Annotated in this window: 12 protein-coding genes; 9 read left to right on the forward strand and 3 right to left on the reverse strand. The window is 43.1% G+C overall.

Annotation, left to right across the window (positions count from 1 at the left end; genetic code table 11):
* Window positions 1-66 precede the first annotated feature (66 nt).
* The 5 genes from ispG (at window position 67) to ACSX1H_RS02005 (ending at window position 6,750) form a co-directional block, all read left to right on the forward strand.
* Window positions 67-1,938, forward strand: a complete 1,872-nt coding sequence (gene ispG, locus ACSX1H_RS01985; RefSeq protein WP_439181877.1) for a (E)-4-hydroxy-3-methylbut-2-enyl-diphosphate synthase — start codon at window positions 67-69, stop codon at window positions 1,936-1,938.
* Between the two features lie 123 nt (window positions 1,939-2,061).
* Window positions 2,062-2,847 carry a hypothetical protein gene (locus ACSX1H_RS01990; RefSeq protein ID WP_439181878.1) on the forward strand — a complete coding sequence of 262 codons (786 nt, stop codon included), beginning with the start codon at window positions 2,062-2,064 and terminating at the stop codon, window positions 2,845-2,847.
* 162 nt (window positions 2,848-3,009) lie between these two features.
* Window positions 3,010-4,458, forward strand: coding sequence for an asparagine--tRNA ligase (gene asnS / locus ACSX1H_RS01995; RefSeq protein ID WP_439181879.1), 1,449 nt, complete (start codon window positions 3,010-3,012; stop codon window positions 4,456-4,458).
* Between the two features lie 195 nt (window positions 4,459-4,653).
* A complete protein-coding gene (gene rpoN / locus ACSX1H_RS02000) occupies window positions 4,654-6,102 on the forward strand; it encodes an RNA polymerase factor sigma-54 (protein WP_439181880.1) in 1,449 nt (482 codons plus the stop codon).
* A 39-nt stretch (window positions 6,103-6,141) separates the two neighbouring features.
* Window positions 6,142-6,750, forward strand: a complete 609-nt coding sequence (locus ACSX1H_RS02005; protein WP_439181881.1) for a PAP2 family protein — start codon at window positions 6,142-6,144, stop codon at window positions 6,748-6,750.
* A gap of 148 nt (window positions 6,751-6,898) precedes the next feature.
* Here ACSX1H_RS02005 and ACSX1H_RS02010 read toward each other — a convergent pair whose 3' ends face one another.
* Window positions 6,899-7,471, reverse strand: coding sequence for a 30S ribosomal protein S16 (locus ACSX1H_RS02010; protein WP_439181883.1), 573 nt, complete (start codon window positions 7,469-7,471; stop codon window positions 6,899-6,901).
* 270 nt (window positions 7,472-7,741) lie between these two features.
* Between ACSX1H_RS02010 and dnaE the strand changes: the two genes are divergently transcribed.
* The 3 genes from dnaE (at window position 7,742) to ACSX1H_RS02025 (ending at window position 13,486) form a co-directional block, all read left to right on the forward strand.
* The gene (gene dnaE, locus ACSX1H_RS02015; protein WP_439181884.1) at window positions 7,742-12,136 is read left to right on the forward strand and encodes a DNA polymerase III subunit alpha; all 4,395 of its coding nucleotides are present in this window, start codon (window positions 7,742-7,744) and stop codon (window positions 12,134-12,136) included.
* Between the two features lie 155 nt (window positions 12,137-12,291).
* Complete coding sequence (trxA, locus tag ACSX1H_RS02020; protein WP_212188652.1) at window positions 12,292-12,609, forward strand: thioredoxin; 318 nt, start codon at window positions 12,292-12,294, stop codon at window positions 12,607-12,609.
* Window positions 12,610-12,694: 85 nt separating this feature from the next.
* Window positions 12,695-13,486 carry a toxin-antitoxin system YwqK family antitoxin gene (locus ACSX1H_RS02025; RefSeq protein WP_439181885.1) on the forward strand — a complete coding sequence of 264 codons (792 nt, stop codon included), beginning with the start codon at window positions 12,695-12,697 and terminating at the stop codon, window positions 13,484-13,486.
* A 57-nt stretch (window positions 13,487-13,543) separates the two neighbouring features.
* On the opposite strand, the gene ACSX1H_RS02030 is transcribed toward ACSX1H_RS02025, so the two are convergent.
* Window positions 13,544-14,944 carry a NupC/NupG family nucleoside CNT transporter gene (locus ACSX1H_RS02030; RefSeq protein ID WP_439181887.1) on the reverse strand — a complete coding sequence of 467 codons (1,401 nt, stop codon included), beginning with the start codon at window positions 14,942-14,944 and terminating at the stop codon, window positions 13,544-13,546.
* A gap of 54 nt (window positions 14,945-14,998) precedes the next feature.
* Window positions 14,999-15,601 carry a bifunctional nuclease family protein gene (locus ACSX1H_RS02035; protein WP_439181888.1) on the reverse strand — a complete coding sequence of 201 codons (603 nt, stop codon included), beginning with the start codon at window positions 15,599-15,601 and terminating at the stop codon, window positions 14,999-15,001.
* 304 nt (window positions 15,602-15,905) lie between these two features.
* Between ACSX1H_RS02035 and rplU the strand changes: the two genes are divergently transcribed.
* Window positions 15,906-16,217, forward strand: coding sequence for a 50S ribosomal protein L21 (gene rplU, locus ACSX1H_RS02040; protein ID WP_439181889.1), 312 nt, complete (start codon window positions 15,906-15,908; stop codon window positions 16,215-16,217).
* Window positions 16,218-16,225 lie beyond the last annotated feature (8 nt).

Raw genomic sequence — 16,225 nt, forward strand, 5'->3', positions numbered from 1 at the left:
AAACAGCCCTGAAGTAAACATTAATGCCTATTTTTGCATTCAAGCGTGGAACCAATACTAAAAACAATGTCACAAGAACCATTATACTGCGAGGATCTGTTTAATTATCACCGTAACCCAACGCGTAGTGTCAAAGTTGGAATCAAAACCATTGGTGGCAATAGCGCCATTCAAATTCAGTCGATGACCACTACCAACTCGCTGGACGCCGCAGCAACGGCCGGTCAGGTGATGAGTATTCTCGATGCAGGTGCTGATATTGTACGAATCACCACACAAGGCAGGAGCGAAGCACACACACTCGAAGAAGTTAAGCGACTGATTCGCGAAAAAGGTTACCAGCAACCATTGGTGGCCGATATCCACTTTAACCCCAATGCCGCCAAAATAGCGGCTGCAAATGTTGAAAAAGTACGCATTAACCCGGGCAACTTTTCCGGTGGCGCAAAAAAGTTCAACTTCAGCTTAAGCCCTGAGCAATACCAGGAGGAGCTGGATACAGCTAAAGCAAAACTTAGCGCCTTCCTGGAGGTGTGTAAGCAACACGGAACCGCAATCCGTATAGGAACCAACCATGGCTCCCTGTCCGACCGCATCATGAGCCGTTTTGGCGACACGCCTCAGGGCATGGTGGAAGCCTGCATGGAATACCTGCGCATGTGTGAACAACTCAACTTCAAGGATATTGTATTAAGCATTAAAGCCAGTAATACACGCATTATGGTGCACACAGTGCGCTTACTGGTGGTCGCCATGAAAAAGGAAGGCATGAATTACCCCTTACATCTGGGCGTTACTGAAGCTGGCAGCGAAGATGAAGGACGCATAAAATCGGCGGTGGGTTCAGGTGCATTATTGATCGATGGTTTGGGCGATACCATTCGGGTTTCGCTGACCGAAGATCCGGAAAAGGAGGTGCCAGTAGCCACTAAACTGGTCAACTACATCACTGCCCGTACCAATCATGCTGCCATCCCTGCCTCCAAAGTCGTTAACTTTACCCCTTTTGAGTATAACCGACGAGCAACCCATACCGTTCTGAATATCGGAGGAGAGCATACGCCGGTGGTCATTGCCGATGCTGAAGACAGGTTCTACAAAAAAAATGAGCTGCAGCCCGACTACCTGATGATTGAGCTGCCCGAAGACATTAAAAACCACTACCAGCGCTACCTTATCCCATTTACAGCCTGGAAAACAGCCAATACATCAGATAATACCATTCCGGTGCTAACCGCCTCTGAGTTTACCACAACCATCGAATTGCCAAAATATTGCTTTTTAGCTATTTCATATCCCGAGCTCAACGATGAGGTACTGACGAAACTCAAAAGCCATCAGCAGGTAATTATCCTGCTGCATTCTCAACACGTAAATGCCCCGGTTGAGCAACGCGCATTCATTTTTAAACTGATGGAGCACGCTTTGACGCACCCAGTGGTACTCAACAACAGCTACCTCGAAGACATTGATGAAGATTTTCAGATTAAAGCAGCGGCTGATGCCGGCCTGCTATTCATTGATGGCCTGGCCGACGGATTATACCTTGAAAACGATGGACAAATCAGCAACGAGGAAATCGTTAACACTGCATTTGGCATTTTACAATCATCCAGAGTAAGGTTTACAAAAACCGAATTCATTTCGTGCCCGGGCTGTGGCCGCACCCTGTTTGATTTACAGGAAACAACCAGACAGGTCAAAGCGCGCACCTCGCATTTAAAAGGCCTTAAGATAGCTGTAATGGGCTGTGTGGTTAATGGAGTCGGCGAAATGGCTGATGCCGACTACGGCTACATTGGCTCTGGCCCCGACACTGTTAGCCTGTTTAAAAAGCGGGAACTCATCAAAAGAAACCTTTCTAAAGATGAAGCTGTTGACGAACTAATTAAGCTCATAAAAGAGAACGGAGACTGGGTGGAAGCAGCTCGGAAATAATTTTTAATCAAAGAAATAGGGCCAATAATGGATTTTTTAAGTCGTTGGGAATGATTTTTTTGCTTTATGGGGCTATTTTTATAAATTGCGTATCCCAAAATTAACTAATTGAGTCTAACCTAAATGAAACGGAAATTTCTACTATTCTTTGCTACAGTTTTAACCATCATCAGTGTGCGAGCTGGTGAAATTGAGCTTAGAGGCACATTTCAGGGCGAGAACCTGTACGTAAAGAATCCTTTTGCTGATTCAGGTGTTGGATTCTGCGTGTACGAAGTAACGGTTAACGGGCAAACTACGACAGATGAAATTAATTCAAGTGCATTTGAAATTAATCTCAGTGTTTTTCAATTCTCTATAGGAGAAGCAGTCACCGTTGGCATCAAGTACAAAGACAACTGTCAGCCAAAGGTCCTTAATCCGGAGGTTCTTAATCCGAGGGCTACGTTTGAAATGGTTGATTTAACCCTTACCAACAATCAACTTAATTGGACAACAACCAAAGAAGCCGGCTCGTTGCCATTTGTTGTTGAACAATACCGCTGGAACAAATGGGTTAAGGTGGGCGAAGTACCTGGCAAGGGCTCAAATACAACTAATAAATACAGCGCCAAGGTGCGTACCCATAGTGGTGAAAACAAATTCAGAATTAAACAAGTTGACTACCGCAATAAACCCCGGTATTCGGATGAAGTTAAAACCAGCTCAACGCATCCGGAAGTCACATTCAGCCCTTCACGTGTTGATAATAAAATCACATTTTCATCGCCTACCCTTTATGAGATTTATGATGAATATGGAGGCATCGTATTTAAAGGTTATGGAACAGATGTGAATGTAACCGGTATAGAAAAAGGCCGTTACTACATCAATTATGACAATAAGATGGAGCGTTTCACTAAAAAATAGGCTGTAAACAAGCTATTCGAAAAGGTGATTCGCAATGAATCGCCTTTTTTTGTATAATTTGATAGAAAAGTGGACAATCCACTTGCATTTAACCAATGAGTTAGCTTTCAATAAAAACAAATCATTAATTTTGCAATCCTGAATATTTAATAGATACTTAAAATGGAACAGATTCGTCGAACAAAAATAGTAGAGCTGCTAAAAAGTACCGAATTTGGTACACAGGCTAATGTGAAAGGTTGGGTAAGAACCAAGCGAGGTAATAAACAAGTTAACTTTATAGCTTTAAATGACGGGTCGTGCATTCATAATATTCAGATAGTTGTTGATGTACCTAACTTTGATGAAGCACTGCTAAAGCGCATTACCACAGGAGCTGCCGTTTCAATTAATGGTGAAATTACCGAATCAGCAGGAAGCGGTCAGAAAGTGGAAATTTATGCCAAAGAAATTGAGGTAATGGGCGACTGCGATGCTGACAAATACCCCATTCAGCCAAAAAAACACTCTTTGGAATTTTTACGGGAGAATGCGCACCTTCGCTTTAGAACAAATACTTTTGGTGCCATAGCCCGCATTCGTCATGCCATGATTTTTGCGGTACACGAGTTTTACACCAAAAAAGGTTTTGTCAATATCCATACCCCAATCATCACAGCGTCGGATGCCGAAGGTGCCGGGGAAATGTTTAAGGTAACCACTTTAGACTATGATCATCTACCTCGCACAGAGGAAGGCTCAATTGACTTCTCACAGGATTTCTTCGGAAAAGCAACAAACCTGACTGTTTCAGGACAGTTAGAAGGTGAGCTGGCCGCCTTGGCCATGGGAGAAATTTATACATTTGGCCCTACATTCCGCGCCGAAAACTCCAATACATCGCGTCACTTGGCCGAATTTTGGATGATTGAGCCTGAAATGGCTTTTTATGACCTGGATGACAACATGGATTTGGCGGAAGAATTCCTCAAATACCTTATAAAGTACGCGTTGGACAACTGCATGGATGACCTGCAATTCTTAAGCAACCGCCTACAGGAAGAAGAGAAAAACAAAAAAGCCGATGAGCGCTCAATGGAGCTGATCGAAAAGCTACAATTTGTGCTGGCTAATGACTTTATTCGCCTGACCTACACCGAAGCTATCGATATTCTAAAGAATTCAAAACCCAACAAAAAAGGGAAATTTAAATATCCGATTGACGGGTTTGGCAGCGACTTGCAATCAGAGCACGAGCGCTACCTGGTAGAAAAACACTTTAAGAAACCAGTTATCCTAACTGACTATCCGAAAGACATTAAGGCCTTCTACATGAAGCTTAATGAAGATGGTAACACAGTAAGAGCTATGGACGTGCTATTCCCGCAAATTGGCGAAATCATTGGCGGATCGCAGCGCGAAGAAAATTACGATAAGCTGGTGGCCCGCATGCAGGAAATGGATGTGCCGACTGAAGAAATGTGGTGGTACCTCGATACGCGTCGTTTTGGTTCGGTGGTGCACAGTGGCTTCGGACTTGGGTTTGAGCGCTTGATGCTATTTGTAACCGGCATGGGTAACATACGCGATGTAATTCCATTCCCCCGCGCGCCAAAAACAGCTGAGTTTTAATCAGAAACGAGTTTAATTGATCCATACAAAATGCCGGCTCTCCACCATGAGCCGGCATTTCTTTTTATTATTATGCAAAAAACAGAGGCCCTATATCGGTTTTGATGAATAAATCTTAATTTTGTTGAGGATTCACTAGTTTATTTTTGAATTCAGTGCCATTGACACTGGAATGAAACGAACGGAGCATTTAGAATGTTAAAACAAAGTTTACAACAGAAACTACTTCAAAAACTTTCGCCTCTTCAAATACAGGTGATTAAACTGCTGGAGATACCAACAGCACAATTGGAGCAGCGTATCAAAAAAGAACTGGAGGAAAATCCCGTACTTGAGTTGGAGCGTGAACAGCAAGACCCGGATAAAGATGAGTCTGATGCCCCTGAACAGGAAGTGGAACGCGATGAACTTTCGATCGATGAATACATTAACGACGAAGATATTCCGGCCTATAAGCTGCAAGCCCGTAACTTTTCAAAAGACGATAAACACGAAGATATCCCCTTTTCAACAGGAGCAACATTTCACGAACACCTGATTTCGCAGCTTGGCCTGCGTATTCTTACCGACAGGCAGCGAAATATTGCTGAATACATTATTGGCAATGTAGATGAAGACGGCTACCTGCGCCGGGAGGTAGATGAGATCATTGACGACCTGGCCTTTGCCCAAAACATTGAGGTGGATGAACGGGAAGCTTTAGATGTTTTGGAAATTGTTCAGGACTTTGATCCGCCTGGTGTGGCTGCCCGCGACCTTCAGGAATGCCTTTTGCTGCAAATACAGCGTAAAGACCGTTCATTTCCGGATATTGAAAACGCCTTTCAGGTGTTAAAATATCATTTTGATGAGTTTACCCGCAAGCATTACGACAAAATTACTAAACGCCTGCACATTGATGAGGATGAGCTTAAAGATGCTCTGTCCGAGATATTAAAGCTCAACCCTAAGCCCGGCAGTTCGTATAGTAACCCAATGACCAAAACGGTTCAGCACATCATCCCCGATTTCATTCTTGAGATTGAAGATGAACAGTTTCAACTAAGCCTGAACAATCGCAATGTGCCTGAGCTGCGTATCAGCAATGCCTACTCAGACATGCTGCAGGATTATAGTTCCAATAAAAAGAACCAGACAAAGGATAAGAAAGACGCAGTTCTTTTTGTGAAGCAAAAACTTGATTCGGCTAAATGGTTCATTGACGCCATTAAGCAGCGCCAAAATACCCTCATGACAGTGATGAACTCCATTTTGGATTATCAGCATGAGTACTTCCTGGAAGGAGATGAAACCAAACTCAGACCAATGATCCTTAAAGACATTGCTGAGCGTACCAATCTGGATATCTCCACCATCTCAAGGGTGTCTAACAGCAAGTACATCCAAACACACTTTGGCATCTTTCCGCTGAAATATTTCTTCTCTGAAGGCATGCAAACCGACTCGGGTGAAGAGGTGAGTACCCGCGAGATAAAAAAAATACTGGAAGAGTGCATAGCCAACGAAGACAAGCGTAAACCACTTACAGACGATAAATTAGCGGCTATCCTAAAAGAAAAGTCATACAACATTGCACGCCGCACAGTGGCCAAATACCGGGAGCAATTAAACATTCCCGTGGCCCGATTACGAAAAGAATTATAAATAACTGCCGGTTGAGAGCCGGCTTTTTAATAACTCCCAATGCGATTTCTATCTACAGCCATATCAACCGTACTACACCCCATGCTTATCCCAACATTAGGGCTGTTTCTCATATTCAACCTGGGCGGACACTTTACCTATCTGCCCATCGATCACAAACGGGTTATCTATTTAATTATATTTCTCAGCACCTGCGCTCTGCCATTGAGTCTGGTGCCACTATTTATGCTGCTGGGAGTTATTAAAAGTGTTCATATGCGAGATCGAAAGGAACGAATACTTCCCACGGTGCTCACCGGTATTTTTTACTGTCTGGGCTATTTCTTTTTAAGCCGCATCCCCATTGTTCCTTCATTTATCCAGGGATTTATGCTGGCAACTATCATTGCCATTTCCATTGCATTACTCATCACTCTCTTTTGGAAAATAAGCATGCACATGATTGGCATCGGTGGCCTCACAGGTGCCCTGCTAGCCCTATCTTTCCGCTTCGGAATAGATATCTGGCTACTCTTTGCAGGCGCAGTGATTCTGGCCGGTCTGCTTGGCTCAGCCCGCCTCTTTTTAAATGCGCACACTCCGGGACAGGTGCATGCTGGTTTTTTACTGGGAGGACTGGTGGTGTTTGCTGGCACACTCTTATTTTAATGACATTTTCTCCGGCAGCACTTTACGCATCCATTGGCTAACCAGCTATTAAACGATACTTTTGCGACCAACCTGCAGGAGTAGGTATATAAAAACAAAAGCCACCCTTTCGGATGGCTTTATATCTTTTGAAAAAGATTGGTCTGAATTACTCAGCAGCAGGAGTCTCTGTAGCTTCCTCTGTTCCTTCTTCAGTAGCTTCTTCTTCACCTGCAGCCTCTGCAGCAGCAGCTTTAGCAGCAGCCTCAGCCTCAGCAGCCAATTCAGCTTTTCTAGCAGCCAGAGCTTCAGCTCTTTCTGCATTGACCTTAGCCTCTTGCTCCAAACGCTCTTTGCTGGCGTCTGCCTTAGCACCTGCTAACTGATCTTTCTTAGCCTGAATTTTTCCTTCTTTTTCAGACAACCAAGCGTTGAAACGCTTTTCTGCCTCTGCCTCATCAAAAGCACCTTTCTTAACACCGTCTAATAAGTGCTTCTTCATCATCACACCTTTGTACGATAAGATCGCACGTGTAGTGTCAGTTGGCTGAGCACCTTTTCCTAACCACTCAAGAGCTTTATCAAAGTTCAAGTTAATTGTAGCAGGATTGGTGTTCGGGTTGTAAGAACCAATTCTCTCAATGAACTTACCATCTCGTGGCGCCCTGCTATCGGCTACTACAATGTGGTAGTAAGCATACCTTTTACGTCCGTGACGTGCCAGTCTAATTTTTACAGGCATAGTATTACGTTTTATTAATTAAACAATTGCAAAAACTCGTTTTGCGGCTGCAAAGATAGAGCTAATTAATTTATCCAACAACATTTTACGAACTAATATAACCACAAGTCATTTATATTTAGCTCATAAGCCTCATTAACAAAGTGCGAATATTAACAGCAAAGACAACACCACATTAACATTTTTACCCTCGGCATTCCCCCATTTATTCATTAACTTCGCCAACCACCCAAGATGCAATGCGCAAAATTCGAAAATTCTGATACTGAGATGTTTTTAATATTTGATACCGAAACCACTGGTTTACCGAAAAAATGGAAAGCCCCTTTAGATGATTTTGACAACTGGCCAAGAATGGTCCAACTAGCCTGGCAATGTCACGATATAGAAGGAAATTTCCTGTTTGCCAAAAACCATGTTATCACCCCTGATGGCTACACCATCCCCGAAGATGTAGTGGCCGTTCACGGTATCTCAACAGAAATAGCTCACGAAAAAGGTATTCCCTTAAAAGATGCCTTACTGGATTTTATTGAAGACGTTAAAAAGGCCAAATTTGTGATTGGCCATAATGTATCCTTCGATATCAACATTGTTGGCTGTGAACTGCTGCGTAGCGAAATGGATGAAAAGGTGTTGGTCAATGCACCAACGCTGGACACCATGACCGGCAGTAAGGAATTCTGCGATTTAAAACGTAAAGGGCAGCTTAAAAATCCAACACTGACGGAGCTTCACCTGAAGTTATTTGGCGTTCCTTTTGCTGAGGCACACAATGCGGCGGCCGACGTGGAGGCAACCTCCCGCTGTTTCCTTGAACTTATCCGGGTTGATGGTTTGCCGGCCCAGATGCTCCAGATGTCAGCCCCCCAGATACAAGCTTTCAAGCTAAAGAATCCAACATCCATCGAACTGGCTGGTGTCGAATACGAATCCTTTAAAGTCAGTTCAGCATTTGATGAAGTATCGATTGAGGAGGAAGAGCGCAAATGGGAGGAAGCCAGGAAAAACATCGATCCCCAACCCTTTGTGCATTTACATGTCCATTCGCAATATTCCATACTCGATGGGGCAGCCAAAACTGCAGACATTGCTGCTAAAGCCAAAGCCGATGGCATGCCAGCCGTTGCTATTACCGATCACGGCTCCATGTTTGGTGTCAAAGAGTTTCATGTGGCATGTAGCAAGGCCGATATTAAACCAATTATTGGCGTTGAAGCTTATGTGGCCAAAAGAGGACACCTGCGAAAGGACGATAAAACCGATTCGGGAGGACACCACATCATATTATTGGCCAAAAATTATACCGGGTATCAGAACCTGTTAAAGCTTACATCCATTGCTCACACCAAAGGAATGTACTACAAGCCGCGTATTGATAAAGATTTGCTTGAACAGTACAGCGAAGGCGTTATTGTAAGCAGTGCGTGCCTGGGAGGCGAAGTGGCACAAAACATTATGGCTGGTAATATTGACAAAGCCCGGGAAACCATCCTATGGTATAAAGATGTGTTTGGAGAAGATTACTACCTGGAGCTGCAGCGGCATCGAAATAATGATCCTCGCTTAAGAGCAGATGTGTGGGAAAACCAGGTCAGAGTGAACAAAGTAATTCGCCGTTTGAGCGCAGAGCTTGGTGTTAAAATAATTGCGACCAACGACGCCCACTTTATGAATCCCGAAGATGCGGAGGCACACGATGTATTAGTATGCTTAAGTACTGGGCGCGATTACGACGACCCCACACGCATGCGGTACACCAAACAGGAGTGGTTTAAAACCACTAATGAGATGAACGAACTCTTTGCTGATGTGCCAGAGGCTTTAGCCAACACCATTGAAATTGCGGAGAAAGTGGAGTTCTTTAAGTTAGACTCCAACCCCATTATGCCGCCGTTCGACATTCCTGAAGACTTTGGTTCATTAGAGTCGTATAAAGAGAAATTTGATGAGGCCAGGTTAATTGAAGAGTTTGGCGAAGACAGATACGAAAAACTTGGGGGCTATGAAAAAGTGCTGCCCATTAAACTGGAAGCCGACTACCTTGAGCACCTCACATTTGAAGGAGCCAAGAAACGCTATCCGGGTGATGAATTAACAAAAGAAAAAATTGAGCGCATAGAATTTGAGTTGGAGACCATCAAAACCATGGGCTTCCCCGGCTACTTCTTGATTGTGCAGGATTTTATCAACTGGGCTAAAGATAATGGAGTACTTGTGGGGCCAGGACGGGGTTCTGCCGCTGGAGCAGCCGTTGCCTATTGTGTTGGCATTACAGATGTGGATCCGATTAAGTACGACCTGCTGTTTGAGCGTTTCCTGAATCCCGACCGTATTTCCATGCCCGATGTGGATATCGATTTTGATGATGATGGCCGACAGGAAGTGCTCGATTATGTGACTGATAAATACGGACATGATAAAGTGGCCCATATATGCACTTTTGGCACCATGGCTACCAAAAGCTCCATCAAGGATGTTGCCAGAGTGCTGCGCCTGGAGCTATCAGAAGCCAACCGACTGGCTAAGCTGGTGCCCGAAGCGCCTAAAATGAGCTTCAAAAAAGCTTATAAGGAAGAACCTGCCCTATTGGAGGAAAAGGAATCCTCCAACTCACTGATCGCCAAAACAATTAGATTTGCAGAGGCCTTAGAAGGGTCGGTCCGCCAAACAGGGGTGCATGCCTGTGGCGTTTTGATTGGTAAAAATCCGCTGGATGAACACCTGCCCGTGATGCCAACCAAAGGGGAGGAACTATTGACCACCCAATACGACGGCCGCTTTGTAGAAGATATCGGTTTGCTCAAAATGGACTTTTTGGGCTTAAAAACCTTATCCATCATTAAAGAAGTACTGGACAATGTGAAACTTTCTAAAGAGATTGATATCGATATTAACAATGTCAATCTTGAAGATGAGAAAACATTCCAGCTCTTCAGCCGCGGCGAAACAACCGCTATTTTCCAGTTTGAGTCGCCCGGGATGAAAAAACACCTTAAAGCACTCAAGCCCAACCGCTTCGAAGACCTGGTGGCCATGAACGCCCTTTACCGACCGGGGCCAATGGAATACATTCCCTCGTTTATTGCCCGTAAGCATGGCCGCGAAGAGATTGTTTACGACCATCCGATGATGGAGCCTTACCTGAAAGATACCTATGGCATTACTGTGTACCAGGAGCAGGTGATGCTTCAGTCACGTGCCTTGGGAGGCTTTACTCGTGGCGACTCCGATTCGTTGCGTAAAGCAATGGGTAAGAAGATAATGGCCATGATGGATAAGCTGAAGGAGAAGTTCATCAAAGGGTGTTTGGAGAGTGAAGACTTTGTCCAGGCATGTAAAGACGGTAAAACCACCATTGCCAAACCCGAGGAGTTAATTGAAAAGATCTGGAAAGACTGGGAGGCCTTTGCCAGTTACGCCTTCAATAAGTCGCACTCGGTATGCTATGCTTACATTGCCTATCAAACAGGCTACCTGAAAGCCCATTATCCGGCCGAATTTATGGCAGGGGTTTTGAGTCGCAACCTCAGCGACATTACCAAGATCACCAACTTCATGGAAGAATGCCGGAACATGGGGATGGATGTATTGGGACCTGATGTGAATGAATCTTACCGCAAGTTTACCGTAAACAAAGAAGGGGCAATTCGCTTTGGCATGGCCGGGATTAAAGGGGTTGGCGAAGGAGCGGTGGACGCCATCATTCATGAGCGGGATAAAAACGGACCATTTAAATCGCTTTACGACTTTGTGGAGCGCTTACCGCTTACAACTGTCAATAAAAAGAACATTGAAGCGCTGGCCTATTCCGGCGCCTTCGACAATATGGGCAGCTTTCACCGGGCACAATTCTTTGCCAAGCACGAGAACGACGATCTTAATTTTATTGAGCACCTCATTCGTTATGGCAACCGCTTTCAGGCAGATAAGGCGACGTCACAAAATTCGCTCTTTGGTGCCATGGGCGCAGGCATTGAAATTAAAACGCCCGACATGCCCAACTGCCCTGAATACTCTATTATTGAAAAACTTAACCACGAGAAGGAATATATCGGAATTTATCTCTCGGCACACCCGCTTGATCAATACAAGTTGGAAATGAACTGCTTTATTCATCACCGCCTAAAGCAGCTAGATGATCTGGAAGCAATTCGTGGCCGTGACATTACCGTGGCCGGCAGCGTCGTTAACGTCAGAAGAGGTACCACTAAAAAAGGGAACCCATATGCGATAATGACCATGGAAGACTACACGGGCTCGTTTGAGTTTGCTTTTTTTGGCCATGATTTTACCGAGTACCTGCCCTACCTGGAAGTGGGCTACTTTATAATGGTTAAGGGACGCGTGCAACCCAAACGCTACAATCAGGATGAGCTCGAATTTAAAATTAACAACATCAAATTTTTAAGTGAGCTTAGAGATACTTTAGTCAACACCGTTACTTTAAAAGTACCACTAAATGCTATTTCACCTGAATTAATCACCGAACTTTCAAACATTTTACAATCCAACGAAGGAAACGTCACCTTAAAATTCATGGTGCAAGACCCTGAAACAAAGAACGCAGTGCAGTTCCTTTCGCGCAGCATGCGCGTTGATTTGAATGATGATTTAATTAAGTACATTGATGAACATGAAGATATAGAAATGAGTATTGCATAAGACTGCTTGACAAGAATCAGGTTTGATTTCTTACCCGTATCTATTAAAAATTGTGTATTTTTGAACAAGCCGAAATTATTTTGTATAACTTTGGCCAATCACTTTCAAATTAAGAAGTTAAAATTTTTATAATAATAAAGTAAAACAGATTTGCTATGTTAATCGAAGTTACTGATGCCAATTTTGAAGAATTAGTATTGAATTCAGACAAGCCCGTATTAGTTGATTTTTGGGCTGAATGGTGTGGACCATGTCGCATGGTAACCCCAATTGTAAAAGAGTTGGCGGAAGAATACGGTGAGAAAGCCGTTATTACAAAAATGGATGTTGATAGCAACCCAGGTACCTCTGTAAAATTTGGTATCCGTAACATCCCAACAATTTTATTCTTCAAGAACGGTGAAGTTGTTGACAAACAAGTAGGCGCTGTTCCTAAAACTATTTTGGCATCAAAATTAGATGCACTGTTATAGTAAAAGCATACTTATATCGAGGGCTGTCAATTTTTTTGACAGCCTTTTTTAATCCTTATTTTTAAACTACCCCTTACATTTATTTATGAAACAAATTAAACTACTAGTGCTGGTACTAGCTGTTGGATTAAGCAGCTGCCAGTTCTTCGGACCTCAAAAAGAGGTGGTAAAAACAGGCACCAAAAATGCCGATGGTACATTTATTAAGAAACGCCATTTTAGCGATGACCCTACAGCGCCGGTGGAATGGGAAATATCCATGAAATTTAAAGAAGGTAGTAAATCGGCAATACGCCATGGAGAGTCTAAACGCTTTTCAAAAACAGGTAAACTACTGGAGACCATCAACTACGCTGACAACAAAAAAGAAGGCATCCGCCTCACCTACCATTCGACCGGCAAAGTTTATAAAGAGCAGCCATATGTAAATGGGCGCCTGAGCGGCATATGCAAACGCTACGACAGAGATGGGTTAATAACAGCTGAATACGAGTACAAAAACGGACTACCCGGCGTTGGTCTGAAACGCTATACAAATCTGGGTAAACTGCGTCCCGATCCTGCAATATCGGTTCAAAAAACCAATAATGTGCGAACTTCAGGCACATATGATATTACCCTGTCATTAACCGGCGAAGGTGTTAAAACTATTCAGTCGGTAGAGTTTTATGAAGGTCAGCTAATTGATGGCAAGTACTACCATAAAAATTTATCGCCTGCCAAAAAACTTTCATCCCAAAAGGGTAAAATCCAGATTAAATTACCCAAAGGAAGCTCAATAAATAAAACTCTCAATATTGTGGCAGTTTGCAAAACATCGGATGGCTTAATTTTAATTCTGCAAAAACCGGTTAAAGTCGATGCACGAGGTGTATAAACCATTCTGAATATAAAAGCAAATAGCCTCCGGAGTATTCCCGAGGCTATTTTTATATTATCCCATAATCATTCCTACTATCGTAGCTGACATCAGCGAAGCCAGAGTACCAGCCAACAGGGCTTTCATACCAAACTGAGACAGTAATACTCTTTTACCGGGTGCTAAGGAGCCAATTCCTCCAATTTGAATACCTATTGATGCGAAGTTGGCAAAACCACATAGCATATAGGTAGCCATTACCATCGATTTATTGCTATAGAATGACCCTAATTCCTTTAATTCGGCCAAACTTACGTATCCGATAAATTCAGTCATTATTAACTTCTCTCCTAAAACGCGCCCAACTAAATCAATATCCTGCCCGGGAACTCCCAAAAGCCACATTAACGGGGCAAAAGCATATCCTAATATAAACTGAAGAGAAAGTTCTTGATACTCACCACCAGTTGCACTTGCTATTAAAACATCAAGTGAAGTCCAGTCTCCCACCTTTATAAATAGGTAATTCACCAACGCAATAAAAGCAATAAAAACCAGCAACATGCCAGCCACATTCACAGCAAGTTTGATCCCCTCTGTTGTTCCATTGGAAATTGAATCAAGAACATTTTTCCCTATCCGTTCCTGGCTCACTTCCACTTCCTCATTCACCTCCTCCGTTTGAGGAACAATGATCTTCGATATAACAACCACTCCAGGGGCTGCCATAATAGAAGCTGCCAAAAGGTGTTTTGCATATATTAGTTCCTGAAGCGGATCGCCTCCTCCAAGCACCTTGATGTATACAGCCAGCACACCGCCTGCCAGTGTTGCCATCCCTCCGGCCATAACCAGAAGAATTTCTGACTTATTCATCTTCTCCAAATAAGCCTTGATCATCAGTGGAGACTCTGTTTGTCCAAGAAAAATATTACCAGCAACAGACAAGCTTTCAGCACCAGAGAGACGCATGAGCTTTGTTAGCCCCAAAGCCAACACATATACCACTTTCTGGATAATCCCAAAATAAAACAACACACTGGTTAAAGCCGAGAAAAATATAATGGTTGGCAAAATGGTCACTGCAAAGTTTAATAATGGCGACTCTATAACCCCGGCACCAAAACTCTTAAACAAGAACGTTGTTCCGGCATCGGTAAAGCTAAGGATCTTAACAAACCCCCTTCCAATAAAATCAAAGAAGACCTGCACAAAAGGGATGTATAAAATAGACAGAGCTAACGTCAGCTGAATAATTAAGCCTATTACAACAACCTTCCACGATATAGCTTTTCGATTTGTGCTAAACAACCAGGCAATGCCAATGATAACAGCCATACCAAAAAGACCGCGCAAGATACTCATAAAGTCAAAAGAGGCGGCTGTAGACACCTCAACCACCTGTCCGGATGTGGTTTGAGAGATAGCCATCTGTCCAAAAAAGAGACATGTAGCTAATAGAAGATATTTCTTCATAAGGTTTAGGATTTATATAAATTTGGATTTTAGCTAGTGTGAGTAGCTGCTCGTTTACTTCTGTTCCCGGCGATTAATTTCGTCCCTCAGCTTCGAAGCTTTTTCGTAGTCTTCTGCCATTATCGCCTCATCCAGTAGTTTTTGAAGTTCCCCAATTGTTTTGGATCGGTACTGTGAACTAACCGGCTCATCTTCGGTTCGGTCCACCGGCGATATTGGTCCTCCCTCTTCCTTCTTGTCAAAATCGAGAACTATGCCTGCTTTTTCCATGATATCCTCGTAGGTGTAAATAGGACACCCAAAACGTAATGCCAGAGCAACAGCATCAGAGGTACGCGAGTCAATATGCAACAGTTCATTATTACGACGACACACCAATTCGGAATAGAAAATTCCCTCTTCCAACTTATAGACAACTACTTCGTCTACATCAATATTAAATGCTTTGGAAAAATTTAGAAAAAGATCGTGGGTTAAGGGACGTGGAGGCTCCAGCCCCTCTAGTTTGATAGCAATTGATTGAGCTTCAACACCTCCTATAATTATAGGTATACGCCTTTCCCCATCCTCTTCGGCCAAAACAAGCGCATAAGCACCTGATTGTGTTTGGCTGTAGGACAAACCAAGAATGTTTAACTTGATTTTTTTTCTACTCATATTGGCTAGTTAGTTCATTACTCCTTTGTTAAGATCATGACGAAAAGAGCAAATGAGGGTTATTCAATGCATTGAAACAAATATAGTAATTAGTTTTTAACATTTACAGGTAAACCCTTTTTTAAAAGCTAGCGCTCACCTGTCTAAAGGTCATAAAAAACTTATTTTCAGCCCTCAGAGACAAAAACATTTGTGATAAAAAGTAATTTTATATACTTTTGCACTCCATTGAATCCTGTGGGGTAGAAAAAGTGACTTTAAAACTGAAGTCCACCTCCTGGATAAAACCATTAAAATTGGTGACATGTACGCAATTGTTGATATTGCTGGACAGCAATTCAAAGTAGAGAAAGAAAGAAAAATCTTTGTGCATCGATTGAGTGCCGAGGAAGGTGCTACAGTTGAATTTGAGAAAGTTCTTTTAACAGACAACGAGGGTGACGTTAAGATTGGTGCTCCTGTAGTTGAAGGTGCTAAAGTAACGGCTAAAGTTCTATCGCACGTTAAGGGCGACAAAGTAATCGTTTTCAAGAAGAAAAGAAGAAAAGGTTACAAGAAGAAGAACGGACATCGTCAGTACTTCACTCAAATTCAGATTGAAGAAATCGTAGGTTAAAACTCAAA

The sequence above is a fragment of the Carboxylicivirga taeanensis genome, from assembly GCF_051851475.1.
In the GTDB taxonomy this organism is placed as follows: Bacteria; Bacteroidota; Bacteroidia; order Bacteroidales; family Marinilabiliaceae; genus Carboxylicivirga; species Carboxylicivirga taeanensis.